Below are 23,350 nucleotides of genomic sequence, written 5' to 3'. Positions count from 1 at the left end.
GGGACCGGGCGTCGGCACGCCGCAGCGTCCCGACGACCGGCGAGAAGCTCGACTCCCTTCGCCGGTGCTAACCGGAGCAGGTTCGAGGGTCTGCGGTTTCCCGCACTCTCAGCGCCTCACGGCGCTCCCCTGTCGTGTCGTCTCAACCTACACCCGCGGGCCCGGGGTGGCACACTCGGCGGATGATGCTGCGGATGATGCGCGGACCACGCACCGGAAGGCCCTCGGTGCTCGCCCGCGTGCTGTCCTTGCTCGTCGTGCTCGGTCTGGTCGCCATCACGGCCCCGGTCGTCGGGCCACCGGTCGTCGCGTCCCTGCAGTGGCTCGCCGGACTGCTCTGAGAGAGGCTGTCGGACATGGGTGCAGTGGGCTGGAAGGTCATCGGAGGCGGCGCTGCCGTGCTCTCCGGGATCGCCGCGAAGATGATCCTGACCAACGGGTGGAAGGTCGCCACCGGCAACGAGCCGCCGGCCAACCCCGAGAACCCCGACACCAGCTGGTCGGAGGCGGTCTCGTGGGCGGTGGTCAGCGGCGCCCTGGTCGGCGTCGTCCGGATGCTTGCCGCGCGCAAGGCGGCCAGCTACTACCGGCACTCCACCGGTCACCTGCCGCCGAAGATGGAAGAGGTCAGCTAGCTGTTGGCGGCGAGCCGGAACACCGGGTGCTTGGCGGCGATCGCGGCGATCTGCTCGTCCGTGGAGTCCGGGCCGACGCCGTCGAAGAACGCGCCGACCTCCGCCTTCCACCGCTTCAGGTAGGCCCGCAGGATCGGCACCTTGTCGGCGTCGGACACCTCGGTCGCGACTCTCGGCTCACGGCGCTTGCCGAGCAGCAGCACCAGCTCGCCGTCCGCCGCCCGCACGTTTCGCACCCACTCGCCGTTACCCCGGGCAGAGACCAGGTACTGCGAGCCGTCCAGGCTGAGCAGGTTGACCGGCACCTGGCGTGGCAGCCCGCTCTTGCGACCGCGCACCTCGAGCACCCTGCTGCCCAGCACGCTGACGCCGAGGCTGGTCAGCCCGGCGACCAGCCTGTTGAACACGTTGCGGGTGAACCACCCTGGACGGCGGTAGTGCGGCTGCTCGCTCATGCGGACCCTTTCGCTGGCCTGGTCGCAGGATAGTGGCCGCCGTCTCAGCTGGGCAGGTCGGGCAGGTGGTCGACGACGCACTCGTAGTACCGCATCGCAAGGAGCCCGCGGCCCGGGTCGATGCTGCCCTCGCCGACCGCGATCACGGTGTTTAGCCACTCGTGCTCCGGGTCGTCCGTCTGGAACATCAGGACGTGCACCCCGCGGCCGTCGGTCAGCGACGACAACCCGGTCAACCGGAACAGCACGCTGCGTCCGCTGGGGACGACGATCACGCCGCGGGCATCCGGGTGGGCGTGGTCGCCGCGCAGCCGTGGCGCGTTGGACCACTGCGCCTGCCCGGCCAGCCGACCGGTGAGGGAGCCCGTTCCCTGCCCGTACAGCGCGCCGTCGCCCTGCTCGGAGGGCTCCACCGAATGGATCAGGTCATAGGTCCAGTCGGCGTCGCACAGGTGGTCCAGTCGCATGTCGCGCTCCACTCACGAGCCGGGCGAGAAGTCCTTGCGCAGCCAGTACACACCGTTGCTGGTCCTGGCGTTAACCCGGCAGCAACGCGTCACCGGCGACGCGTAGCTGCCGACATGGGCCGCCGTCCGGACTCAGAGATCGAGAGCTCTGGCGATCGGCATGCCCGGACGGTACGCCAGATGGCGGTATGTCGGCGCCTCCAGCACCGCGAGGTCGGCCCTGGCACCCACGCCGAGGTGCCCGACGTCGTTGCGCCGCAGCGCCAGCGCACCGCCGGCGGTCGCCGCCCAGACCGCCTCGGCCGGCGACATCCCCATCTCCCGGACAGCGAGGGCGACGACCAGTGGCATGGACGACGTGAAGCAGGTGCCCGGGTTGCAGTCGGTGGCCAGCGCGAGGACCACCCCGGCGTCCAGCAAGGCGCGGGCGTCCGGGTAGGGCGAGCGGGTGGAGAACTCGACGCCGGGCAGCAGAGTCGCCACCGTGCCCGACCGATCCGGTTGCGGCGCAGCGCCGACCAGCGCCTCGACGTCCGACTCGGTGAGGTACGTGCAGTGGTCCACGCTGGCCGCGCTCAGCTCGACCGCGAGCCGGACCCCGGGCCCGGCCGACAGCTGGTTGCCGTGCACTCGCGGCAGCAGGCCCGCGGCGATGCCGGCGGTGAGCACCCGCCGTGCCTCGTCCCCGTCGAACGCGTGCTTGCTGGCGGGCTCGCAGAAGACGTCGACCCAGCGGGCGTGCGGCGCGCAGGCGGCGAGCATCGGGCCGGTGACCAGCGCGAGGTAGTCGGCCCGGTCGGCGCCGGCTGGGACGACGTGGGCCCCCAGGAACGTGGTCTCGCCGGTGACCTCGCCGGCCACCCGCAGGCTGCGCGCCTCGTCAGCCACTGTCAGCCCGTAGCCGCTCTTCACCTCGATCGTGGTCGTGCCCTGGGCGCGCATCTCGGCGACCAGCGCGCGGGTCCGGGCCAGCAGCAGCTCGTCGGAGGCGGCTCGGGTGGCGGCCACCGTGGTGGCGATACCGCCGCCGTCGTACGGGGTGCCGGTCATCCGCGCCTCGAACTCGCGGGCCCGGTCGCCGGCGAAGACCAGGTGGCTGTGCGAGTCCACGAAGCCGGGGATGACCGCGCGCCCGGCGAGGTCGTGCCGGATGTCGGCGTCCGGGGCCTGCGTCGCCGGACCGACCCAGGCGACCCGACCGGCCTCGAGCACCAGCGCCGCGTCCGCGACGATGCCGAGCGGGCTGCCGTCGCCGAGGTTGGCGTCGTTGGTCACCAGCTCGGCGATCCCGGTCACCAGCACGGTGCTCATGCGTTCTCCCACAACGGTTCGATCGCCTCGGTGAGCAGCCGCCCGACATCACCCAGCACGTGCTCGCCGTCCCGGACGACGACCCGGCCGGCCTGCACCACGGTGACCACGTCGGAGGCTGTTGCGGCGTACACCGCCTGCGCCGCAGCCACTCCAGCAGTGCGCGGCGAGTCGAGCCGGACCGCCACCAGGTCCGCCACGGCGCCGACCTGGATCCGTCCCGCCTCGGGCCAGCCGAGCGCCGCGTGCCCCTGGTGGGTCAGTGCCGACACCAGCTCCGACGGCGCGAACACCCCGCGTTCCAAGGTGAACAGTCGCTCGTGCATCTCCATCGCCCGAGCCTCCTCGAGCAGGTCGATGACCGCATTCTGGTCGCTACCCAGGCACAGCGGGCTGCCATGGTCGGCCATCAGCCGCGCCGGCCCGATGCCGTCGGCCAGGTCACGCTCGGTGGTCGGACAGATGCAGACGTTCGTGCCGGTGCTGCCGAGCAGCTCCATGTGCGGTGCGACCGTCGCGTGCACCATGGTGCTGCGCGAGCCGAGGGCGTCCGCGCCGGCCATCAGCTCGGACGGCGACAGCCCGTAGAACGCGAACGCCGACAGGTTCTCGTCGGACTGCTCCGACAGGTGCGCATGCAGTGGCGCGTTGGGGAACGCCGAGGCCACCTCGCCGAGCTCGATCTTCGGCACGGCCCGTACCGAGTGGATCGCCGCACCCACCCGCAGCCCGTCGTCCGGACGCAGGTCGCCCACCCGAGCCGCCCAGCGGCTCACCGAGCCGTCCGAGAACCGTTGCTGCACAGCATCCGGCCGAGTGTGCCCCTCCGGCGTCAGGCCCCCCGCCAGGTAGCAGGCGTCCAACACGGTGATCCGGATGCCGGCCTCAGCCGCGGCCTGGCGCAGCGCCTGGGACATCGCGTTCGGGTCGTCGTACGGCGTGCCGCCCGGGCCGTGGTGCAGGTAGTGGAACTCGCCCACGCAGGTGACGCCCGCCAGGGCCATCTCCGCGTAGGTGGCTCGGGCCAGCGCGAGGTAGCTGTCCGGGTCGAGCCGGCCGGCGACCTGGTACATCCGCTCGCGCCACGTCCAGAACGTGCCGCCCTCGTCGTGGGTCCGCCCGCGCATGGCGCGATGGAACGCGTGCGAGTGCGCGTTGGCGAACCCGGCCAGCACCAGTCCGGTCAGTCGCTCGTCATCTGGCTCGGCGGCGACGCCGGTCTCGACCGAGGTGATGACGCCGGACTCCTGGCCCACCCGCACACCGGCGACCGGTGCGTCATCCAGCCAGGCATGCTCGCACCACCAGGTCGTCACTGCGCCAACCTCTGCACGACGTGGGTGAGGGCCTCGACCCCGGCCAGGCAGTCGTCGGTCTCGGCGTGCTCGAGCGGGGAGTGCGAGACGCCGGTCGGGTTGCGCACATAGAGCATGGACGTCGCGATACCGGCCAGGCTCAGCACTCCGGCGTCGTGACCGGCGCCGGTCTCCAGCACCGGCACCGGCTCGCCGCGCTCCTCCAGGGCGTGCACGACGTTGGCGGTCAGCGTGGAGTCGAAGGGGGTGCGCGGCGTCCAGGACTCCTCCTGTGGGCGGCCGTGCGCGTCGGCCAGGTCCGCAACCAGGCAGCGCACGTCCACCTCGTCCGGCCCGCGGGCGTCCAGCCAGGCGGTGACGGACGACGGGATCGCGTTGACCCCGTTGGGATTCACGCTCACCTTGCCCACCGTCGCCACCGCGTCGTACCGCTCGGCCGCAGCGCGGGCAGCCTGGATCAGGGTCGCCAGGTCCAGCATCGGGTCGGTCCGGTCGGCCAGCCGGGTCGTGCCGGCGTGGTCGGCCCGGCCCGCCAGGTCGAAGCGCCACCTGCCGTGCGGCCAGATCGCGCTGCCCACCCCGACCGCGGAGTCGACGTCCACCAGCCCGCGGCCCTGCTCGACGTGCAGCTCGACGAACATGCCGATCCGGCGCAGCGCCTCGTCGTCGCGGCCGACGTGCACCGGGTCGTGCCCGGCCGCCGTCATCGCCTCGGCCATCGTGGTTCCCTCGCCATCGCGCAGCGCACGGGCCTTGTCGGCGTCCAACGCCCCGGTGAGCATCCGCGAGCCGGCACAGGCGATCCCGAAGCGCGCGCCCTCCTCGTCGCCGAAGCAGGCGACCGCGATCGGGTGGCGGGGCTGGAACCCTTTGCGTTGCAACGCCTCCACCGCAGCGAGAGACGAGACGACGCCGAGCGGACCGTCGAAGGCGCCACCCTCCGGCACCGAGTCCAGGTGGCTGCCGATCACCACGCCGGGGCCGTCGGCGTCCGGGTCACCCCACCAGGCCCAGACGTTCCCGGTGCGGTCGGTGACGACGTCCAGACCGAGCGAGCCGGCGGCACCGGTGAACCACTCGCGCAGCGCAGCATCCTGAGCCGTCCAGGCGAACCGGCGGTACCCGCCGGCCGCCGAACGACCGACCGGTTCGATCTCGGACCACCACCGCTCGAAGCTGCTCACCCGCCCACCGTAGGGTGCGCAGGTATGAGCGAGGAACGGGCACTGGCCGCCCTGGACGCCGCCGACATCGAGTACCGAGTCGTCCGGCACGGCCGGGTGCGCTCACTCGAGGAGGCGGCCGCAGCCCGCGGCATCGAACCCCGGGCGCTGCTGAAGAGCATCGTGGTCCGTCGCGCGGACGACGACTTCTTGTTCGTCCTGGTGCCTGGTGACCGCGAGATCTCCTGGCCCAAGCTGCGCAGCCTGCTCGGGGTGAACCGGATCTCCATGCCGGACGCCGAGACCGCGCTCGCCGCGACCGGGTACGAGCGGGGCACCATCACCCCGTTCGGCTCGACCCGGCCGTGGCCGGTGATCGTGGACGAGTCCGTCGTCGGGCAGGAGATCTCGCTCGGCGCCGGCGCGCACGGCGTCGGGGTCGTCGTGCAGGCGGACGACGCGATCCGAGCGCTGGACGCCCAGGTCGCGGACGTCACGGAACCCGTCACGGACTAGAACCCCTCGCTGCCGATGCCTTCGCGCATCGGCACCCGGACGCCGAGCTCGCCGGCCACCTGGTCGGCCAGGTCGTAGCCGGCGTCCACGTGCCGGATCACGCCCATGCCCGGGTCGTTGGTGAGCACCCGCTCGAGCTTGGCCGCGGCCAGTTCGGTGCCGTCCGCCACGCTGACCTGACCGGCGTGGAGGGACCGACCGATGCCGACCCCGCCGCCGTGGTGGATGGAGACCCAGCTCGCCCCGGACGCCGTGTTCACCAACGCGTTCAGCAGCGGCCAGTCGGCGATCGCGTCGCTGCCGTCGGCCATCGCCTCGGTCTCGCGATACGGCGAGGCCACGCTGCCACAGTCGAGGTGGTCGCGGCCGATCACGATCGGCGCGCTGAGCTCGCCGCTGGCCACCATCTCGTTGAACTTCAGACCGGCCTTGTCACGCTCGCCGTAGCCGAGCCAGCAGATCCGGGCCGGCAGGCCCTGGAACGCCACCCGCTCCTGGGCCGCGCGGATCCACCGGTGCAGGTGGTCGTTGTCCGGGAACAGGTCCAGCACTGCCTTGTCGGTGGCCGCGATGTCCTTCGGGTCACCGGACAGCGCCGCCCAGCGGAACGGGCCCTTGCCCTCGCAGAACAGTGGCCGGATGTAGGCCGGAACGAAGCCGGGGAAGGCGAACGCGCGGTCGTAGCCGCCCTGCCGCGCCTCGTCCCGGATCGAGTTGCCGTAGTCGAAGACCTCCGCGCCCGCGTCCATGAACCCGACCATCGCCTCCACGTGCTTGGCCATCGCGGCCCGCGACCGGTCGGTGAACTCCTCGGGCTTGGCGTCGGCGTAGTCGTGCCAGTCCGCCAGGTCGACCCCCTCGGGCAGGTAGCTGAGCGGGTCGTGGGCGCTGGTCTGGTCGGTGACGATGTCGACGTCGATGCCACGGCGCAGCAGCTCGGGGAGCACCGTCGCGCAGTTGCCGACGAGTCCAACGCTCAATGCGGTCCGATCGCGCTTCGCCTTCTCGCAGCGGGCGATCGCGTCGTCCAGGTCGTTCGCGACCTCGTCCAGGTAGCGGTGCTCGACCCGGCGACGCAGCCGGGACTCGTCGACGTCCACCACCAGGCAGACACCGCCGTTGAGCGTGACGGCCAGCGGCTGCGCGCCACCCATGCCGCCGCAGCCGCCGGTGACGGTCAGCGTGCCGGCCAGCGTCCCGTGGAAGCGCTTGGCTGCGACCGCCGCGAACGTCTCGTAGGTGCCCTGCAGGATGCCCTGGGTGCCGATGTAGATCCACGAACCCGCAGTCATCTGGCCGTACATGGTCAGGCCCTGGCGCTCCAGCTCGCGGAACTTCGGCCAGGTCGCCCAGTCACCGACCAGGTTGGAGTTGGCGATCAGCACCCGCGGCGCCCACTCGTGGGTACGCATCACGCCGACCGGACGACCGGACTGCACGAGCAGCGTCTCGTCGTCCCCCAGCGTGGTCAGCGTGCGGACGATGGCGTCGTAGCTGCGCCAGTCGCGCGCCGCGCGGCCGGTGCCGCCGTAGACGACCAGGTCGTCCGGGCGCTCGGCCACCTCGGGATCGAGGTTGTTCTGCAGCATCCGCAGCGGCGCCTCGGTCTGCCAGCTGCGCGCCGTCAGCGTGGTGCCGCGGTTCGCCCGGACCGGTCGTGCTCCGTCCATCGCCATGTCGTCTGGTCTCCTTCTCGCTCGTGACTGCGGGTGGTCAGGCCAGCGGCCCGGTGGCGGACTCGGCAGCGCGCCGGACGACGCCGCCGACGACGGCCTGGACGGCGCCCTCGATCTCAGGGGCCAGGTAGCGGTCGCCGCCCGGCCCGGCCACCCCGGCCGCACGCAGGGCGTCGCGCACCGCCCCGGTGGCCGGCGCCGGCTCGAGCGGGGCGCGCAGGTCCATCGCGCGGCAGGCCGTCAGCACCTCGATCGCGATGACCCGACCCAGCCCGTCGATCGCCCGACGCAGCTTGCGGGCGCCGGCCCAGCCCATCGAGACGTGGTCCTCCTGCATCGCGCTGCTCGGGATCGAGTCCACGCTGGCCGGCACGGCGAGCCGCTTGAGCTCGCTGACGATGCCGGCGGCGGTGTACTGGGCGATCATGTGACCGCTGTCCACGCCGGGATCGTCGGCCAGGAACGGCGTGAGCCCGTGGTTGCGTGAGGCGTCCAGGAACCGGTCGGTGCGACGCTCGCTCATCGAGGCGACGTCCGCCACCGCGATCGCCAGGAAGTCCAGCACGTAGGCAACGGGGGCGCCGTGGAAGTTGCCGTTGCTCTCAACCCGGCCGTCCAGGGTGACCACCGGGTTGTCCACCGCAGCGGCGAGCTCGCGGCCGGCGACGGTGGCGGCGTGCTCGAGGGTGTCGCGAGCCGCACCATGCACCTGCGGTGCGCAGCGCAGCGAGTAGGCGTCCTGCACCCGGGTGCACTCCGGGCCGCGGTGGCTGGCCATGATCGCGCTGCCGGTCAGCACGGCCCGCAGGTTGGCTGCGGCGGCCGCCTGCCCCGGGTGCGGCCGCAGCGCCTGCAGGTCGTCGGCGAAGACCGCGTCGGTGCCCAGCAGCGACTCGACGCTGAGCGCCGCCGCGATGTCGGCGACGACGAGCAGCTCGCGCAGGTCGGCCAGCGCCAGCACCAGCATGCCGAGCATGCCGTCGGTGCCGTTGATCAGTGCCAGCCCCTCCTTCTCGGCCAGCTCGACCGGCTCGATCCCGTTCTCGCGCAGCGCATCCGCGGCGTCCTTGAGCTCGCCGTCGGCCGTGCGCACCGCACCGTCGCCCATCAGTGCCAGGGCGCAGTGCGCGAGCGGTGCCAGGTCGCCGGAGCAGCCCAGTGAGCCGTACTCGTACACCACCGGGGTGATCCCGGCGTCCAGGATCGCCGCGTAGGTGGTGGCCACGACGGGTCGGACGCCGGTCCGCCCGGTCGCGAGCGTGGACAGCCGCAGCAGCATCAGCGCGCGCACCACCTCCCGCTCGACCTCGGCGCCGGAGCCGGCGGCGTGCGAGCGGACCAGGCTGCGCTGCAGCTGCGCGCGACGCTCGGTGGGGATGTGCTTGGTCGCCAGCGCGCCGAAGCCGGTGGACACGCCGTAGTGCGGCTCGACGTCGTCCGCGAGCGCCTCGATCACGGCGCGGGTGCGGGCGATCTCGGTGAGCGCGTCGTCGCCGAGGCGCACCCCGGCCCCGTGCCGGGCAACCGCCACCACGTCGGACGGCGCGATCGGGCCGATCCCGACGGTGATCTGGGTGGTGTCGGCGGTGGGGCGGCTCAGCGTCTCGGTCATGCAGTCCATTGGACTCGTAACGCGGGCCGCGAACCATGCCGCGGCAGTGAGTTCTGTCTGGGATCCCAGATTCGGTCTAGGCTCCGGGCATGCGACGGCTACGGCGTGTGCGCCTGGGCGAGCACGGCCCGGGCCGCTGGGGCGTCGCCGTCGAGCCGCACCAGACCGTCGTCCAGCAGACGACCCCAGTCGCGCCGCCGCCACAGCCCGAGCAGCAGCAGCTCGGCCGGACCGCTGAGCGAGGCGACCGCCTCGCCCTCACCGAGTACGGCGGGGCCACCGGCGTCCGTCGGGCTGAACGCCAGCGCGACCCCCAGCGGCGGACGGCGCCCCAGCCGTACCTGCCGCGGGTAGAACACCGAGACCACCTCGTCGACGCCGTCAGCTGCGACGTCGGCGTCGATCCTCGGCTCGCGGCCGATTGCGACGAGCGCGTCCCAGCTGTGCATCGACGTCTCGTGCGCCTGCCGGCGCAGCCAGAACCGGACCGTGCGCGGCCGTGGGCCGAATCCCCAGCAGGCGGTGTCCGGGTCGGTGCCGCGCAGCGCGGCCAGCAGGGCGTCGGCGCTGTCGGCGTACCAGGACGCCAGCTCCTCGCGGGGGCCGGGCGGTCCCTCGTCCGGCGGGGAGCTCGAGGTCAGCGAGTCCAGCGCCCAGCGGTGCACGACGCCCAGGTGTCCGCCGAGGTCGCCGAGATCCCAGCCGGGGCAGGACGGCACCGGGGTGTCCAGCGGGTGGTTGGCCAGCGCGTCGGTCATCGCGCCCGCACCGGCTGCGGTGGCGTCCAGGTACTGCTCGGTGGACAGAGCTCCGTACATCGGGTCCTCCCGTGAGCGGCGCGACCCGGGTGCCTGCCGCCGAGCAGACCCTAGCCATCCTCACCCACCTGGCTAGGCACGCGGGCCCGCTCCCCGCGGGCCGGATCGCCGCGGACCTCGGCCTGCCCCGGTCCACCACCTACCACCTGCTGGCCGTGCTGACCGAGGCCGGTTTCGTCGTCCACCTGCCGGAGGAGCGGCGGTTCGGGCTGGGTGTCACTGCCTTCGAGGTCGGCTCGGCGTACACCCACCAGGACGCGCTGGCCCGGCTCGCCCGCCCGCTGCTCGCCCGGCTCGTCGACACCGTCGGGCAGAGCGCGCACCTGGCCGTGCTGCACGGGCGCGAGGTGCTCTACGTCGTCGAGGAACGCGGCCAGGGACGACCGCCGCTGGTCACCGACGTCGGGGTCCGGTTGCCGGCGCACCTGGCGGCCTCGGGCCGGGCGATGCTCGCCGCGCTGCCCGCCGCGCAGGTGCGGGCGCTGTTCCCGGACCGGAGCGCGTTCGTGCACCGGCACGGGATCGGTCCGGCGTCGCTGTCGGCGCTGCGCGGGCTGCTCTCGGACGTCCGGGCCCGCGGGTACGCGCTGGAGGACGGCGAGATCACCCCTGGGTTCGCCAGCGTCGCGACCGCGGTGCTGGACCACGCGGGGCACCCGGCGGCGGGGCTGGCCATCACCTACGCCGCGGACGACCCCGAGGCGGACCCTTCGGCGCTCGCGGCTCGGCTGCGGGAAGTGTCCGACACGCTGAGCCGCCGGATCGGCGGCCGCCCCAGCAGCTGAGCCCCGTTCTACGAACAGGAGCGGATGCACTCGCGCCGCTCCCCCTGTGCTCAGTTGCTTGTCCGGAGCCCATCCGGTCCTGTCGGTGGGACTCGTCACATCGCGGGGCCGCCGAAGTTACTCGCCAGTAGACTGCCTGCACCGCCGTCGTCGGGCGCAGCGCACTAGCCTCGGCACCGCGCACGTCGACGCCGATCGACGCCGTTCGACACCGTTCGACACCCGTTCACCGCCGAACCGGAGGACCCATGCAGGTCGTCGCCGCCGTCCTGGTCATCGTCGCCACCGTCATCGGTGTCGCGCTGTTCGCGCGCACGGTCGCGACGATCGCCGGCCGCGTCCGGGTCGGCCAGCCGGACCCGAGCCGCGCGAACGCCCCCGCGACGCGCACCGTGACCCTGTTCCGCGAGTTCCTCGGGCACACCCGGATGGCGCGGCTACCGGTCGTCGCGGCCGCGCACTGGTTCGTGATGGTCTCGTTCGGGGTGCTGTTCTTCTCGCTGGTGACCGCCTATGGGCAGGTGTTCGACCCGCACTTCGCGCTGCCGCTGATCGGCCACTTCGTCGTGTACGAGTGGGCGGTCGAGGCGATCGCCTGGCTGAGCCTCGTGGGCATCCTGGTGCTGATCGCGATCCGGCAGCGCAACCACCCGCGGTTCGCCAAGGCCGGCGGTCGCCGCTCGCGGTTCTTCGGGTCCACCTGGTGGCAGGCCTACTACGTCGAGGCGACCATCCTGGGGGTCGTCCTGTGTGTGCTGACCCTGCGCTTCCTGGAGTACTGGCTGGGCCAGACCGAAGGGGTCGACACCGCGACCCGGCTGCACTTCCCCACGACGTCCTTCCTTGGCACCGGGGACGCCCTCACCCAGGACGGCCTGGAGAACGCGATCATCGTGGTCGCCACCGTCAAGATCCTGATCTCGATGGCCTGGTTCATCACGGTGGCCCTCCAGCCGACGATGGGCGTGGCCTGGCACCGGTTCCTGGCGTTCTTCAACATCTGGTTCAAGCGTCACGCGGGCGGCCGCACCAGCCTGGGCGCGCTGCAGCCCATCGCGGTCAACGGCCAGCCGGTCGACTTCGAGAACATCGACGAGCTCGACGAGGACGCGCCGCTCGGCGTGGGCAAGGTCGAGGACTTCACCTGGAAGGGCCTGCTCGACTTCACCACGTGCACCGAGTGCGGTCGCTGCCAGAGCCAGTGCCCGGCCTGGAACACCGACAAGCCGCTGTCACCGAAGCTGCTCATGATGGCCCTGCGCGACCACGCCCACGCGAAGGCGCCCTACCTGCAGGCCCTGGCCAAGCCGACCTTCCTGGCTGCGAAGAACGGCCAGCCGCTCGAGGGCGTCACCCCCGAGCTGTCGGAGTTCGACGCCAAGGTCCGCGCCGCTCACGAGCGACCGCTGATCGGCGCGACGGGCTATGACTCCGGTGACGCGCCGGACATGCTGGGCGCCTACAACCCCGACGGTCACGGCTCGGCCGGGCTCGGGGTGATCGACCCGGACGTGCTGTGGAGCTGCACGACCTGCGGCGCCTGCGTCGAGCAGTGCCCGGTGGACATCGAGCACGTCGACCACATCGTCGACATGCGCCGCTACCAGGTGCTCATCGAGTCGGCGTTCCCCAGCGAGCTCGGCGGACTGTTCAAGAACCTGGAGAACAACCAGAACCCGTGGGGGATGAACCCTCGCGCACGCCTCGACTGGGCAAAGGACCTGCCCTTCGAGGTCAAGCAGGTCGGGCAGGACGTCGAGAGCCTGGCCGACGTCGAGTACCTGTTCTGGGTGGGTTGCGCGGGGGCGTTCGAGGACCGCGCCAAGAAGACGACGCGAGCCGTGGCCGAGCTGCTGCACACCGCCGGCGTCGACTTCGCGGTGCTCGGTGACGGCGAGTCCTGCACCGGCGACCCGGCCCGCCGGGCCGGCAACGAGTTCCTGTTCCAGATGCTGGCGCAGCCCAACGTCGAGGTGCTCAACGAGCTGGGGGCGCAGAAGATCGTCGTCACCTGCGCGCACTGCTTCAACACGTTGTCCAACGAGTACCCGCAGCTCGGCGGCAACTACGAGATCGTGCATCACACCCAGCTGCTGAACCGACTGGTCCGTGACAAGCGGCTGGTGCCTATCGCGCCGTCCGCCGACGCCACGGCGGCCAAGGACGGCGTGACCGCGGCAGGCACCCCGATCACGTACCACGACCCCTGCTACCTCGGCCGGCACAACAACGTCTACGAGGCACCGCGCGAGCTGCTCGGCGCGCTGCCCGGCGTGGAGTACCGCGAGATGGAGCGCAGCAAGGAGCGCTCGTTCTGCTGCGGCGCAGGCGGTGCGCGGATGTGGATGGAGGAGACGCTCGGCACCCGGATTAACACCAACCGCACCGCCGAGGCCGTTGCCACCGGCGCGGAGAAGATCGCGATCGGCTGCCCGTTCTGCCGGGTGATGATGACTGACGGGCTCGCCGCGCAGCAAGCCGACGGCTCGGCCCGCGAGGAGGTCGAGGTGGTGGACGTCGCGCAGATGCTGCTCGCCGCCATCCGCCGCGGTCAGGACCCGCAGCCCCTGGTCGAGCCGGCGCCCGCGCCCGCCTGAGCTGAGGCGTCAGACCAGCCAGGCGCCGTCGCGCATCAGCCAACGCCCGGCCAGCTCGTTCTCCTCCCGCCAGGCCTGGACCCGGGTGGGCACCGCACGGAAGTACGTGTAGTCGTCGGCGTCACGGACGTCGAAGCCGGTATGCGCGGCGAACGCGTCGTACGCGGCGACGTCGGGCTTGGTGACGTCGACCTGCACGTCGAGCAACACGACGTCCCGGGTGTGCCCCAGCGCGACCCTGGCGTTGCCGCGTGCCAGGTTTCGCCCGGTCACACCGCCCTGGAGGGTCGCCAGCCACAGGGCCCGGCCGTCCCACCAGAACGACAGCGGCACCATCGCCGGAGTTCCCTCGGCCGAGGCGGTGGCCACCCACAGGTCGACGTCGTGCTGCAGGCGGTACAGCACGTCCTGCTTGCGCTGCAGCGGATCTCGGGGGTCGGCGACCGTCATGGCAGACAACCCTAGCCACCCCCTGCGACTCAGCGGTGGGCCACGGTCGAGCCGCGGATGACCAGCCGTCCGGGCAGGTAGTGCGTGCCGTTGCCGACGTCCACTCCGTCGATGGCCGCGAACACCCGCTGCGCCGAGGTACGGCCGAGCTGCTGCAGGTTGGCGTCGATGCTGGTCAGCTCAGGGCGCGAGTTGGTGGTGAGCACCTGCCAGTTGTCGAAGCCCATCACCGCGATGTCGTCAGGCACGTCGCGGCCGAGGTCGCGGGCGGTGTCCAGTGCGCCGCGGGCGATCTGGTCCGAGCCGCACAGGATCGCGTCGACGTCCGGGTGCTGCGCCAGCAGCAGCGCCGACGCGTCCCGGCCCCAGCGCTCGGACCACTCGCTGAACATGACCTCGCCGACCAGCTCGAGGCCGGCGGCGGCCAGCGCCTCGCGCGCGCCGACCACCCGGTCCTGCGCGGCGGCGTACGCCGGGTCGCCGCTGATGTGCGCGATCCGAGTGCGGCCGGAGGCCACCAGGTGCTCGACGGCGGTGCGCCCGGCGCCGACGTTGTCCGGAGTCAGCGACAGGTCGTCGGGGTCGTCGGAAGGTGCGTAGGCGTAGACCACCGGCACTGGGATGTCGTGGCCGAGCGAGGGCCGCGGATCGGTCTGCCGGCCCACGATGATCAGCCCGTCGACCCGGCGGCTGAGCAGCGCCCGCAGTTGGTGCTGCTCACGGATCGCGTCACCGCGCGCGTCGCAGAGGAAGACGTTGACCTGGCCGGCGCCGAACGCGTCCTCGGCGCCCATCAGGATCGGGATGACGAAACGGCCCTCGAGGTCGCTGGTCAGCAGGCCGACGGTGCCGGTTCGCCCGGCGAGCAGACCACGGGCCAGCGGGTTGGGGCTGAACGCCAGCCGGTCCGCCGCCTCGAGCACGCGCTCACGGGTCACCTGGGCGACGTGGTCACGCCCGTTGAGAGCCTTGGAGGCCGTGGCCACCGAGACGCCGGCCAGCCGGGCGACGTCGGTGAGAGTGGTCGGGCGCTGGTTGCGCGCTGCTTCAGAACGAGCCACTGCGTCCCCCTCTCCCGGCCACCCCATGGCGATGCCCTCGAAGAGTAACCGCCCAGAGGTCTAGACGCGCACCCTGCTCGGCGCTAATCTCCGAAAAGCATTTCGGAGAGTTTCGGTTTCTAGAGCCTGCTCGCACTGCCCGCCAGACCGTTCCCACGGAAACCGCGATGACAACGTATTCGGACGACCACCGCCCGGGGCGCCGCGTCGGCTCCCGATCGACGGAACACCACGAGGAGACAGCATGAGGAACATCCGGGGCCGGTCGGCTCGCCAGCGTGCACTCGCCGGCGTCGCCGTCGCAGGCCTGCTGCTGGCCCTGCCCGCCTGCGGCGGCAGTGACAGTGACGCGAGCTCGACGGCGAAGGTCAGTGTCGGGCCCAACGGCACGGACGACGGCGCCAAGCTCACGTTGTGGACCCGCGCCCCGCTGGAGAAGCAGGCCAAGCTGCTCGTCGCGGCCTACAACTCCAGCCACAAGAACCAGGTCGCGCTGACCGTGGTGCCGAACGACGACTACGTGGCCAAAGTCGGTGCCGCCGCCGGCGCGAACGGGTTGCCCGACCTGTTCGCGGCCGACATCGTCTACGTGCCGAACTGGGTGAAGTCAGGTCTGTTCAAGGACCTCACCGGTCAGATCAACGGCCTGTCGTACAAGGACGCGATCAACAAGGGCCACCTGACCGCGGGCACCAAGGACGGCAAGGAGTACGTGCTCCCGTTCGTGCTCGACCTGTCCATGCTGTTCTGGAACAAGGACCTGTTCAAGGAAGCCGGGATCGACCCCGACAAGGCACCGGCGTCGATCGACGAGTACGTCGCCGACGCGAAGAAGGTCCAGGCGCTGAAGAAGCCCGGGGTGTACGGCACGGCGACCGGCCTGAACTGCGGCGGCTGCCTGGTCTTCACCTGGTTCCCCGGCATCTGGGCCTCCGGCGACCAGGTGATGAACCCTGAAGGCACCCAGTCGCTGTTGAACAGCGCCAACGCGAAGAAGGTCTACGACAGCTGGCGCGACCTGTGGAAGTCCGGCGCCGTGCTGCCCTCGTCCAAGGACGAGGCCGGCCCGACCTGGACCGCCGGCTTCACCGCCGGCAAGGTCGGCCTGATGTACTACCCGGCCACGCTGCTGTCCTCCACGACCGGCTTCGACGTCGGCGTCTCCGGCATCCCCGGCGTCAGCGGCGGCGCGTCGACCTTCGTCGGCGGCGACGGAATCGGCGTCTCGAAGGACTCCAAGAACGCCTCGCAGGCCTGGAACTTCCTGTCCTGGATGATGTCCGAGGATGCCCAGGTCGAGGTGCTGGCCAAGGACAAGGACGTCGTCTCCAGGTCCGACCTGGCGAACAACAAGTACGCCACGGCCGACCCGCGCCTGGTCACCATCAACGAGGTGGCCGGCAAGGGCGAGACCCCGGTCGCGATCAACTTCCAGCAGGCGTTCAACGCACCCAACAGCCCTTGGCTGACCATGGTGCGCCACGCCGTCCTGGGTGACGGCGCGACGGTGGACAAGGACAACGACCAGATCACGGCGGTGCTGGGACAGTAACGTCTCGCGCGCCCGGGCTCACCGCCTCGAGCCCGGGCGCGCGAGCCACCCCGCGACCCCCGACCGCATACGCCGGCCGCGTCCGCACCGACCTGGAGAGTGACGAATGAGCCAGATCGCAGCAAGCCGCTCCCGACCTCGCCGGACCATCGCGCGCAGGCAGGCCACCAGCGGTTGGCTGTACGCGCTTCCGACCCTGGTGATCGTGCTGCTGCTGTTCGTGTGGCCGTTGGTCCTGGTGCTTCGGATGTCTGGGTCGGACTGGCCGCTGCTGGGTGGGAACCAGGGCTTGAACTTCCCGGACAACTACCAGAAGGCCGTCTCGAACCGGTTCTTCGTCGACTCGGTGGTCTTCACCCTGAAGTACACGATCCTGGCGACGGTGCTGCTGGTCGGGCTGGGGCTCGGGCTGGCCCTGCTGGTGCAGGAGTCGACCCGCTGGAAAGGCCTGCTGCGCACGTCTTTCCTGGTGCCGAGCGCGCTGGGACTGGCCTCGGCGTCCCTGCTGTTCTACGTGCTCTACTCGCCGCTGGCCGGACCGGCCGCACCGCTGATGAACAGGCTCGGCTGGACGTTCCTGGGCAGTCCCAGCGCCGCGCTGTGGTCGACGCTGTTCCTGATCGTGTGGCGGTACGCCGGCTTCTACATGCTGCTGATGCTCGTTGGCCTGCAAGCGATCCCGACCGAGGTGTTCGAGGCCGCCCGCACCGACGGCGCGTCACGCCGGCAGACGTTCCGGCACGTGACGATCCCGCTGCTGCGACCCACGCTCGCGCTCACCACGGTGCTGTGCGTAACCGGGTCGCTGCTGGCGTTCGAGCAGTTCTACATCCTGACCAAGGGCGGGCCGGACAACAGCACGATCACCGTGGTCCAGCTGATCTACAGCGTCGCCTTCCAGGGCCAGAACGACCTCGGTGTCGCGGCTGCCCTGTCGGTGCTGGTGCTGCTCGCCCTGATCGTGGTGAATGCCGTGCAGCTGCGGGCCTTCCGACGTCCGGACGAGAGCTGAGGTGGCGACCGTGACGACCCGGACGCCGCAGTCGGGCAACGCGACCCGGCCATCGACCGCCCGTCGACCGCAGCGCGGCGCGCCCACCACGACGCTTGGCGGACTCGCGCTTCGTACGCCCTACTGGGTTTTCACCGGCTGCCTGGCGCTGATCTTCCTGTTCCCACTGATCTGGACCGCGGTGTCCTCGGTGTCGCCGCACGCGGGCACCAGCCAGGTCGACGGGTGGGGGCTCGGCAACTACCGCACGCTCGAGCACTACCAGGCCGGGATCTGGCGCTACATCGCCAACTCGGCGTTCGTCTCCGGGCTGTGCGTGCTGCTGACGCTGAGCATCTCGCTGCTCGGCGGCTACGCCTTCGCCCGCTTTCGGTTCCCGGGCCGCAATGCTCTGTTCCTGCTCACGATCGCGATCCTGATGGTGCCGTACGCGACGCTGCTGATCCCGCTCTACGTCCTGCTGAACAAGCTCGGCCTGTCCAACTCGCTGGTCGGTGTCGCCCTGGTGCTGACCGTGTTCCAGCTGCCGTTCTCGACGTTCATGATGCGCATCTCGTTCGAGTCGGTGCCGCGCGAGCTCGACGAAGCGGCGCAGGTGGATGGCTGCTCCTCGTTCTCGGTGCTCTGGCGGGTGCTGGTGCCGGCGGTGAAACCTGGGCTCATCACGGTCGGCCTCTTCGCCTTCCTGGCCGCCTGGAACGACTTCCTGGCGCCTCTGATCCTGATCAACGACACCAACCGAATGACGCTGCCGCTCGCGGTCTCCAACCTGCGCGGGCAGGTGCAGGGGGTCGTCGACTACGGCGCGACCGAGGCCGGCGTCGTCGTCCTGGCCCTGCCGTGCATCGTGCTCTTCCTACTCCTGCAACGACACTACGTGCGCGGCTTCATGTCGGGCGCGCTCAAGGGATGACGATGGACGCGACGCGCGCACCCGTGACCCCGGTGGTTCCCAGCCGCGGGCGGCTGCGCCCATTGGGCCTGGGCGAGGTGCGCATCCTGGGCGGGTTCTGGGGGCATCGCCAACGGGTCAACGCCACCGCATCGCTCGGGCACATCGAACACTGGCTGGAGCGGGAGGGCTGGGTCGCGAACTTCGACCTGGCCGCGGCTGGACGGCTGCCGCAAGGACGGCGCGGACGCGAGTTCAGCGACTCCGAGGTCTACAAGCTGCTCGAGGCGATGTCCTGGGAGGTCGGCCGCGACGACGACGAGGACCTCGACCGTCGGCTGCGTGCGCTGGTGGCACGGGTTGCCGCCGCACAGCAGCCGGACGGCTACCTCAACACCGAGTTCGGCCGCCCCGGGCAGCGCGAGCGGTGGAGCGACTTGGAGTGGGGCCACGAGCTCTACTGCTTCGGCCACCTGTTCCAGGCCGCGGTGGCTCGGCACCGAACCCGACCGGACGCCGACGACGGGTTGGTCGAGGTGGCCCGGCGCGCTGCCGACCTGGTCTGCCGGACGTTCGGCGAGGGCGGCATCGAGTCGGTGTGCGGCCATGCCGAGATCGAGCCGGCGCTGGTCGAGCTGGGCCGGGCGACCGACGACCGCCGCTACCTCGAGCAGGCTCGGCTGTTCGTCGAACGGCGAGGCCGCGGCACGTTGCGGGACATCGAGTTCGGCCGCGCCTACTACCAGGACGACGTCCCGGTCCGGCAGGCCACGGTCCTGCGCGGGCATGCCGTCCGGGCCGGCTACCTGTCAGCCGGCGCGGTGGACGTCGCGGTCGAGGAGGGCGACGACGAGCTGCTGGACGCGCTGGCGGTGCAGTGGCGCAACACCGTCGCTCGCCGCACCTACCTCACAGGCGGCCAGGGCTCGCGGCACCAGGACGAGGGGTTCGGCGACGACTGGGCACTGCCGCCGGACCGCGCGTACTCGGAGACCTGCGCGAGCGTCGCGTCGGTGATGTTCTCCTGGCGGCTGTTGCTCGCGCTGGGCGATCCGCAGTATGCGGACCTGATCGAGCGCACCCTGTTCAACGTGGTGGCCACTTCGCCGTCACACGAGGGGACCGCCTTCTACTACACGAACACGTTGCACCAGAGGCGACCTGGCGTGGTGGCGCCGCAGACCGAGGCGTCCCCGCGGGCCTCCACGTCCCTGCGGGCTCCGTGGTTCGCGGTGTCCTGCTGCCCGCCCAATGTGGCGCGTACGTTGGCCAGCCTCGCCGGCTACGTCGCGACCACCGACGACGAGGGGCTGCAGCTGCACCAGTACGCGCCGGCGGGCATCCGGACCGCGCTGCCCGACGGACGCCCGATCGAGCTGGAGGTGCAGACCGGGTACCCCGCGGACGGCGCCGTGCGCGTGCAGGTGCTGACCGACGCCGCAGCCCCGTGGACGCTCAGCCTGCGGGTGCCGACCTGGGCAGCCGGGGCCCGGCTGGTCGACATCCCGAAGGAGGGCGAGCCGACATCGCGCACGGTGCGGCCCGGCGTCGCGTCGCTGACCAGGGCCTTCTGCGACGGTGACGTGGTCGAGCTGCACCTGCCTATGGCGCCGCGGTACACGGTCGCCGACTCGCGGGTGGACGCCGTCCGCGGATGCCTTGCGGTGGAGCGCGGCCCTGAGGTTCTGTGCCTGGAGTCGGTCGACCTGGCGGCCGCCGCGGCCTCGGTCGGTGCGGATGCGGACGACGTCGGGATGGTCTCGCTGGACGCCGGCAGCCCGCCGCGCGAGAGCGACGGCGCCGTCGTCGTCCGGCTGCGCGTGACGTCGCCGGAGGGAGGCGAGCGGTGGCCCTACGCCGAACGCGCGGACCCGGCGTCCGACGTCCCGCCCGCGACGTTCGACGTCCCGCTGGTCGCCTACCACGACTGGGCGAACCGCGGTCCTTCCACGATGCGCGTGTGGCTACCGGTCGCCCCCTGACCCGCCCCCGACGTCCACGAGGCGCCGTTGATGTTGACCACGTTAAGTGCGTGAAGGTCCGCTTCGGAAGGCGTAGAACCCTGGGGGAGCGGGCCTTAGACACACTTAACGTGATCAACGTCCAGGCGCGGCCAGGACGCCGGTCAGGCCGCCGGTGACCAGCGCGGTGAGGTAGTCCGCGAGCGCGTCGGCAGTCATCGTGCGGTGGTCGAACCAGCGCTGCGTGGCGAGCTGCACCATGCCGACGACGCCGAATGCCCACACCTCGGCGCCCCCGGAGTCCAGGCCCAGCTCACGCATGCGGTCGCCGATGACGGCGGCCAGCGCCTGGGCGACCTGCCGCTCGGTGGTGGCAACGAAGTCGCCGCCGGTGCCGGCTGAGGTGTGCGCCAGCGCGAAACGGTAGAGCTGCGGCTCCTCGTCCACCACCGCGATGAAGGCACGCACGATGCGCCGGATCGTGGCGGGGTCGGTGACCCGCTGGTCCGGCGGCGCACTGGCGGTCTGGGCGAGCTCGCCCAGGATGCGCGGCATCAGGACGACGTCGGCGATGGAGTCGAGGACGGCGCCGAACAGGTCGTCGCGGTCGGCGAAATGCCGGTACACGACGGACTTGGAGACGCCGACCGAGGCTGCGACCTCGTCCAGCCCGGTCTCGACGCCGTGCTTGCGGACCGCCTCCAGCGCGCCGGCGACGAACTCCTCACGACGTTCGCGCCGGTGCTCGACCCAGCGCTCGCGCCGTCCGTCCGGCGCCGATCCTCGCTTCGCCTCTTGCATGTGACCGAGATTAGCAGTAAACATGATTCACAGTTACTTTCCCGTCCCCTGCGGAGGAACCCGTGCCCACCCGCACCAGCCATGACCGCGAGGTCGTCCCCACCCGGCTGCTTCGGTCGTCGGCCAAGGCCTCGTTCGACCCCAATGTCATCCTGGACTGGAACGCCCCGATCGACCCGACCCTGCACGGCATGAGCCCGCAGTGGTCCTCGCTCTACGGCACCCCGCTGTGGGACGAGCTCGGACCCGACCGGCAGACCGACCTGACCCGGCACGAGTTCGCGTCGATCAGCGGCGTCGGCATCTGGTTCGAGATGATCCTCATGCAGCTGGTGCTCCGCGACGTCTACGACGACGACCCCTCGCTGCCGCACGTACAGTTCGCGCTCACCGAGATCGGCGACGAATGCCGACACTCGGTGATGTTCGCGCGGCTGGCCACTGCCTACGGCTGCCCCGCCTACGGACCGTCGAAAGGCGGACGCCGGCTCGGCCGGCTGTTCAAGACGATCGGCCACGGTCCGGCCGCCTACGCCGCGATCCTGGTGGCCGAGGAGGTGCTGGACATCCTGCAGCGCGACCTGGTCCACGACGAGCGGGTGCAGCCACTGTCCCGCGAGGTCAGCCGGATCCACGTCATCGAGGAGGCCAGACACATGCGGTTCGCTCGCGAAGAGCTCGCCCGCCGCGCCCCGCAGTTGACCGCGGCCCAAAGACGCCGCCATCGAGCCGTCATCGCGATCGTGGCCGACGTGATCATCAGCAACCTCGTGCACGCCGACGTCTATGTCGCAGCCGGCCTGGACCCGTTGCGCGCCAAGGAGTCCGCCGCCAGGAACGAACACTACGCCGAGCAGCTTCGGTCCAGCGCCGAGCAGCTCACCGGGTTCCTGGACGAGCTCGGCCTGATCGGCGGCCCCACCGCGCGGCTGTGGCGCCGCGCGCACCTCATCCGCTGACGTCGCGGCCGCCGGCGATCACCCGCCGGACATCGCGGTCCAGCTCCAGCAGCTCGCGCGCCGAGCGCACTGTCGGCCGGAGCGCGTCCGGAGCACCCACCGTCGCCCAGCCGATCAGCTCCGACGGCAGCGACTCCAGCTCGTCCAGCGGGCGTAACAGCTCGTCTGGCCTCGGGTAGCCCGCAGCAGCCAGTCGAGCCGGCACGTCGACCGGTCCCCTGCCGTGCGGCGTGGAGGCGCGCAGCATGGCCAGCGCGTCCCACTCGAGCGGGTGCCGCTGCGCCTGCACGGATCGCCGCACGTCATCCTGCTGCAGCCGGGGAGCATCGGGTCCGAGCCTCTCGAGCACCGGCCACACGGCGTCCGCCTCCTGCACCAAGGTCGCCAGCCGCCGGCGCCGTCGAGCACTGACCGCCAGCAGACCGGTCGCGGCGACCAGCCCCGCAACCGCGGCACCCGCCACGACGATCGCCACCACAGCGGTCAGGGTCGAGGAGTAGCCGGCCATCACGGCATCCGCTCGGCGAGCTCGGCGACATCGCGCAGGTAGGAGCGGTGGGCGCCGCGGGCGAACATCGTGGCCAGCACCGCGAGCAGCAACAGGTCGGCCAGCGCCACCCACAGCGCGGGCGGGAACGCGCTGGTCGCACCGGTGACGGTCGACTGCAGCAACGGCAACCCGTTCCAGGTCTGCCCGGTGTCCGGTACCGAACCCCCGTCCGCGGGGAGCCCGTAGACGTCCTGGGTTGTCGGCGCGTTCAGCAGCAGCGGGACGATCGCCACCAGCAGGGCCACCACGACCCCGGCGGCACCCCGGGCGAGCTGGCGCCACTGGTCCTCGCGCCAGCCGTAGACGGTCTTGACCGCGTCGGTGCCGCGGTCGGAGTCCGAGCTGCCAGCCAGCCGGGCCAAAGCCTCCAACTGACCGGCCGGCAGTCCCCGGTCGTTGCCCACGAACGACTGCACCGCAACGGCCAGCACGCACGCAGCGAGGACGACGGACGCGCAGCTGGTGACCGCGAGCGTCCAGGTGAGCCGGTCCCAGCCGCGGGCCGAGGCCCAGATCGCGAGCCCCACCCAGCCGGCCAGGACGACGACAGGCAGGACGACGAGCAGGTCCCGCGGGGCCCGCCACGCCCAGCCGCCACCGCCCACGGTGCGCTCCTCCCGACGTCCAAGGTGTACTCGCGCGGGGGCCTGGGCAGCAAGGGCACCAAGGCCGGCGACGATGCTGGACGACGGCACGCCAGGCGTGGTTGCAGCGATGAAGTACGCGAAACGGGGGTGATCACCCCCACCTGGAGTACCTCA

23 protein-coding genes and 1 riboswitch are annotated in these 23,350 nt (G+C 71.5%); of the genes, 10 read left to right on the top strand and 13 right to left on the bottom strand.

Annotated features, from left to right (window positions below; all coding sequences use genetic code 11):
* Positions 1-36: 36 nt before the first annotated feature.
* Positions 37-141, bottom strand: a riboswitch (TPP riboswitch).
* Positions 142-182: 41 nt separating this feature from the next.
* Together ACPPVT_RS01235 and ACPPVT_RS01230 are read left to right on the top strand one after the other, a co-directional pair.
* Entirely contained in the window at positions 183-341 is a 159-nt protein-coding gene (locus ACPPVT_RS01235) for a hypothetical protein (protein ID WP_426564695.1), read from the top strand.
* A gap of 15 nt (positions 342-356) precedes the next feature.
* On the top strand, positions 357-635 hold the full coding sequence (locus ACPPVT_RS01230) for a DUF4235 domain-containing protein (protein WP_426564693.1): 279 nt from the start codon (positions 357-359) through the stop codon (positions 633-635).
* Here the strand turns inward: ACPPVT_RS01230 and ACPPVT_RS01225 are convergent.
* From ACPPVT_RS01225 to ACPPVT_RS01205, 5 genes are all read right to left on the bottom strand, one after another.
* Positions 632-1,090 (bottom strand): nitroreductase/quinone reductase family protein, encoded by a 459-nt coding sequence (locus ACPPVT_RS01225; RefSeq protein WP_426564691.1) that lies wholly within the window; start codon positions 1,088-1,090, stop codon positions 632-634. The two genes, ACPPVT_RS01230 and ACPPVT_RS01225, sit on opposite strands and share 4 nt — an antisense overlap.
* Before the next feature lie 44 nt (positions 1,091-1,134).
* Positions 1,135-1,557, bottom strand: a complete 423-nt coding sequence (locus tag ACPPVT_RS01220; protein ID WP_426564689.1) for a hypothetical protein — start codon at positions 1,555-1,557, stop codon at positions 1,135-1,137.
* Positions 1,558-1,689: 132 nt separating this feature from the next.
* Positions 1,690-2,868 carry an imidazolonepropionase gene (hutI, locus tag ACPPVT_RS01215; RefSeq protein ID WP_426564687.1) on the bottom strand — a complete coding sequence of 393 codons (1,179 nt, stop codon included), beginning with the start codon at positions 2,866-2,868 and terminating at the stop codon, positions 1,690-1,692.
* Positions 2,865-4,184 carry a formimidoylglutamate deiminase gene (locus ACPPVT_RS01210; protein WP_426564685.1) on the bottom strand — a complete coding sequence of 440 codons (1,320 nt, stop codon included), beginning with the start codon at positions 4,182-4,184 and terminating at the stop codon, positions 2,865-2,867. Before ACPPVT_RS01210 ends, hutI begins: the two co-directional genes overlap by 4 nt.
* Positions 4,181-5,368 (bottom strand): allantoate amidohydrolase, encoded by a 1,188-nt coding sequence (locus ACPPVT_RS01205; RefSeq protein WP_426564683.1) that lies wholly within the window; start codon positions 5,366-5,368, stop codon positions 4,181-4,183. The genes ACPPVT_RS01210 and ACPPVT_RS01205 overlap by 4 nt, the downstream gene beginning before the upstream one ends.
* A gap of 24 nt (positions 5,369-5,392) precedes the next feature.
* Here ACPPVT_RS01205 and ACPPVT_RS01200 point away from each other — a divergent pair, with 24 nt between their 5' ends.
* A complete protein-coding gene (locus tag ACPPVT_RS01200) occupies positions 5,393-5,863 on the top strand; it encodes an aminoacyl-tRNA deacylase (RefSeq protein ID WP_426564681.1) in 471 nt (156 codons plus the stop codon).
* Here ACPPVT_RS01200 and hutU read toward each other — a convergent pair.
* The 3 genes from hutU to ACPPVT_RS01185 form a co-directional block, all read right to left on the bottom strand.
* Positions 5,860-7,533 carry a urocanate hydratase gene (gene hutU, locus ACPPVT_RS01195; protein ID WP_426567249.1) on the bottom strand — a complete coding sequence of 558 codons (1,674 nt, stop codon included), beginning with the start codon at positions 7,531-7,533 and terminating at the stop codon, positions 5,860-5,862. The genes ACPPVT_RS01200 and hutU overlap by 4 nt on opposite strands.
* A 43-nt stretch (positions 7,534-7,576) precedes the next feature.
* Positions 7,577-9,151 (bottom strand): histidine ammonia-lyase, encoded by a 1,575-nt coding sequence (gene hutH, locus ACPPVT_RS01190; RefSeq protein ID WP_426564679.1) that lies wholly within the window; start codon positions 9,149-9,151, stop codon positions 7,577-7,579.
* Positions 9,152-9,249: 98 nt separating this feature from the next.
* Positions 9,250-9,969 (bottom strand): maleylpyruvate isomerase family mycothiol-dependent enzyme, encoded by a 720-nt coding sequence (locus ACPPVT_RS01185; protein WP_426564677.1) that lies wholly within the window; start codon positions 9,967-9,969, stop codon positions 9,250-9,252.
* An 11-nt stretch (positions 9,970-9,980) separates the two neighbouring features.
* Here ACPPVT_RS01185 and ACPPVT_RS01180 point away from each other — a divergent pair, with 11 nt between their 5' ends.
* A complete protein-coding gene (locus tag ACPPVT_RS01180) occupies positions 9,981-10,754 on the top strand; it encodes an IclR family transcriptional regulator (protein WP_426564675.1) in 774 nt (257 codons plus the stop codon).
* Positions 10,755-11,002: 248 nt separating this feature from the next.
* Entirely contained in the window at positions 11,003-13,351 is a 2,349-nt protein-coding gene (locus ACPPVT_RS01175) for a heterodisulfide reductase-related iron-sulfur binding cluster (RefSeq protein ID WP_426564673.1), read from the top strand.
* Between the two features lie 9 nt (positions 13,352-13,360).
* Here ACPPVT_RS01175 and ACPPVT_RS01170 read toward each other — a convergent pair whose 3' ends face one another.
* Both ACPPVT_RS01170 and ACPPVT_RS01165 read right to left on the bottom strand, forming a co-directional pair.
* The gene (locus ACPPVT_RS01170) at positions 13,361-13,801 is read right to left on the bottom strand and encodes a pyridoxamine 5'-phosphate oxidase family protein (RefSeq protein ID WP_426564671.1); all 441 of its coding nucleotides are present in this window, start codon (positions 13,799-13,801) and stop codon (positions 13,361-13,363) included.
* 29 nt (positions 13,802-13,830) lie between these two features.
* Positions 13,831-14,862: a LacI family DNA-binding transcriptional regulator gene (locus ACPPVT_RS01165; RefSeq protein ID WP_426564669.1), complete on the bottom strand. Its 1,032-nt coding sequence runs from the start codon at positions 14,860-14,862 to the stop codon at positions 13,831-13,833.
* 244 nt (positions 14,863-15,106) lie between these two features.
* On the opposite strand from ACPPVT_RS01165, the gene ACPPVT_RS01160 reads away from it, so the two are divergent.
* From ACPPVT_RS01160 to ACPPVT_RS01145, 4 genes are all read left to right on the top strand, one after another.
* A complete protein-coding gene (locus ACPPVT_RS01160; RefSeq protein ID WP_426564667.1) occupies positions 15,107-16,414 on the top strand; it encodes an ABC transporter substrate-binding protein in 1,308 nt (435 codons plus the stop codon).
* 106 nt (positions 16,415-16,520) lie between these two features.
* Positions 16,521-17,426 carry a carbohydrate ABC transporter permease gene (locus ACPPVT_RS01155; protein ID WP_426564665.1) on the top strand — a complete coding sequence of 302 codons (906 nt, stop codon included), beginning with the start codon at positions 16,521-16,523 and terminating at the stop codon, positions 17,424-17,426.
* On the top strand, positions 17,383-18,339 hold the full coding sequence (locus ACPPVT_RS01150; protein WP_426564663.1) for a carbohydrate ABC transporter permease: 957 nt from the start codon (positions 17,383-17,385) through the stop codon (positions 18,337-18,339). The genes ACPPVT_RS01155 and ACPPVT_RS01150 overlap by 44 nt, the downstream gene beginning before the upstream one ends.
* Positions 18,336-20,300: a glycoside hydrolase family 127 protein gene (locus ACPPVT_RS01145; protein WP_426564661.1), complete on the top strand. Its 1,965-nt coding sequence runs from the start codon at positions 18,336-18,338 to the stop codon at positions 20,298-20,300. Before ACPPVT_RS01150 ends, ACPPVT_RS01145 begins: the two co-directional genes overlap by 4 nt.
* A 114-nt stretch (positions 20,301-20,414) precedes the next feature.
* Here the strand turns inward: ACPPVT_RS01145 and ACPPVT_RS01140 are convergent, their stop codons facing one another.
* Entirely contained in the window at positions 20,415-21,080 is a 666-nt protein-coding gene (locus ACPPVT_RS01140) for a TetR/AcrR family transcriptional regulator (RefSeq protein ID WP_426564659.1), read from the bottom strand.
* 62 nt (positions 21,081-21,142) lie between these two features.
* Between ACPPVT_RS01140 and ACPPVT_RS01135 the strand changes: the two genes are divergently transcribed.
* Positions 21,143-22,039 carry an AurF N-oxygenase family protein gene (locus ACPPVT_RS01135; RefSeq protein ID WP_426564658.1) on the top strand — a complete coding sequence of 299 codons (897 nt, stop codon included), beginning with the start codon at positions 21,143-21,145 and terminating at the stop codon, positions 22,037-22,039.
* Here the strand turns inward: ACPPVT_RS01135 and ACPPVT_RS01130 are convergent.
* Positions 22,029-22,547 (bottom strand): hypothetical protein, encoded by a 519-nt coding sequence (locus ACPPVT_RS01130; protein WP_426564656.1) that lies wholly within the window; start codon positions 22,545-22,547, stop codon positions 22,029-22,031. The two genes, ACPPVT_RS01135 and ACPPVT_RS01130, sit on opposite strands and share 11 nt — an antisense overlap.
* Entirely contained in the window at positions 22,547-23,284 is a 738-nt protein-coding gene (locus tag ACPPVT_RS01125; protein WP_426564654.1) for a hypothetical protein, read from the bottom strand. The genes ACPPVT_RS01130 and ACPPVT_RS01125 overlap by 1 nt, the downstream gene beginning before the upstream one ends.
* Positions 23,285-23,350: the final 66 nt, after the last annotated feature.

The sequence above is a fragment of the Angustibacter sp. McL0619 genome (assembly GCF_049994355.1).
Classification (GTDB): Bacteria; Actinomycetota; Actinomycetes; order Actinomycetales; family Angustibacteraceae; genus Angustibacter.
This window is presented reverse-complemented; position numbering and strand designations above follow the sequence as displayed.

What these genes read in the sequence shown, in the direction of transcription:
- ACPPVT_RS01225 (WP_426564691.1), bottom strand. Translation starts at nt 1,090, where the DNA reads ATGAGCGAGCAGCCGCACTACCGCCGTCCAGGGTGGTTCACCCGCAAC.
- hutU (WP_426567249.1), bottom strand. Translation starts at nt 7,533, where the DNA reads ATGGACGGAGCACGACCGGTCCGGGCGAACCGCGGCACCACGCTGACG.
- ACPPVT_RS01155 (WP_426564665.1), top strand. Translation starts at nt 16,521, where the DNA reads ATGAGCCAGATCGCAGCAAGCCGCTCCCGACCTCGCCGGACCATCGCG.
- ACPPVT_RS01130 (WP_426564656.1), bottom strand. Translation starts at nt 22,547, where the DNA reads ATGGCCGGCTACTCCTCGACCCTGACCGCTGTGGTGGCGATCGTCGTG.
- hutI (WP_426564687.1), bottom strand. Translation starts at nt 2,868, where the DNA reads ATGAGCACCGTGCTGGTGACCGGGATCGCCGAGCTGGTGACCAACGAC.
- ACPPVT_RS01175 (WP_426564673.1), top strand. Translation starts at nt 11,003, where the DNA reads ATGCAGGTCGTCGCCGCCGTCCTGGTCATCGTCGCCACCGTCATCGGT.
- ACPPVT_RS01140 (WP_426564659.1), bottom strand. Translation starts at nt 21,080, where the DNA reads ATGCAAGAGGCGAAGCGAGGATCGGCGCCGGACGGACGGCGCGAGCGC.
- ACPPVT_RS01150 (WP_426564663.1), top strand. Translation starts at nt 17,383, where the DNA reads ATGCCGTGCAGCTGCGGGCCTTCCGACGTCCGGACGAGAGCTGAGGTG.
- ACPPVT_RS01185 (WP_426564677.1), bottom strand. Translation starts at nt 9,969, where the DNA reads ATGTACGGAGCTCTGTCCACCGAGCAGTACCTGGACGCCACCGCAGCC.
- hutH (WP_426564679.1), bottom strand. Translation starts at nt 9,151, where the DNA reads ATGACCGAGACGCTGAGCCGCCCCACCGCCGACACCACCCAGATCACC.
- ACPPVT_RS01170 (WP_426564671.1), bottom strand. Translation starts at nt 13,801, where the DNA reads ATGACGGTCGCCGACCCCCGAGATCCGCTGCAGCGCAAGCAGGACGTG.
- ACPPVT_RS01235 (WP_426564695.1), top strand. Translation starts at nt 183, where the DNA reads ATGATGCTGCGGATGATGCGCGGACCACGCACCGGAAGGCCCTCGGTG.
- ACPPVT_RS01230 (WP_426564693.1), top strand. Translation starts at nt 357, where the DNA reads ATGGGTGCAGTGGGCTGGAAGGTCATCGGAGGCGGCGCTGCCGTGCTC.
- ACPPVT_RS01220 (WP_426564689.1), bottom strand. Translation starts at nt 1,557, where the DNA reads ATGCGACTGGACCACCTGTGCGACGCCGACTGGACCTATGACCTGATC.
- ACPPVT_RS01200 (WP_426564681.1), top strand. Translation starts at nt 5,393, where the DNA reads ATGAGCGAGGAACGGGCACTGGCCGCCCTGGACGCCGCCGACATCGAG.
- ACPPVT_RS01145 (WP_426564661.1), top strand. Translation starts at nt 18,336, where the DNA reads ATGACGATGGACGCGACGCGCGCACCCGTGACCCCGGTGGTTCCCAGC.
- ACPPVT_RS01160 (WP_426564667.1), top strand. Translation starts at nt 15,107, where the DNA reads ATGAGGAACATCCGGGGCCGGTCGGCTCGCCAGCGTGCACTCGCCGGC.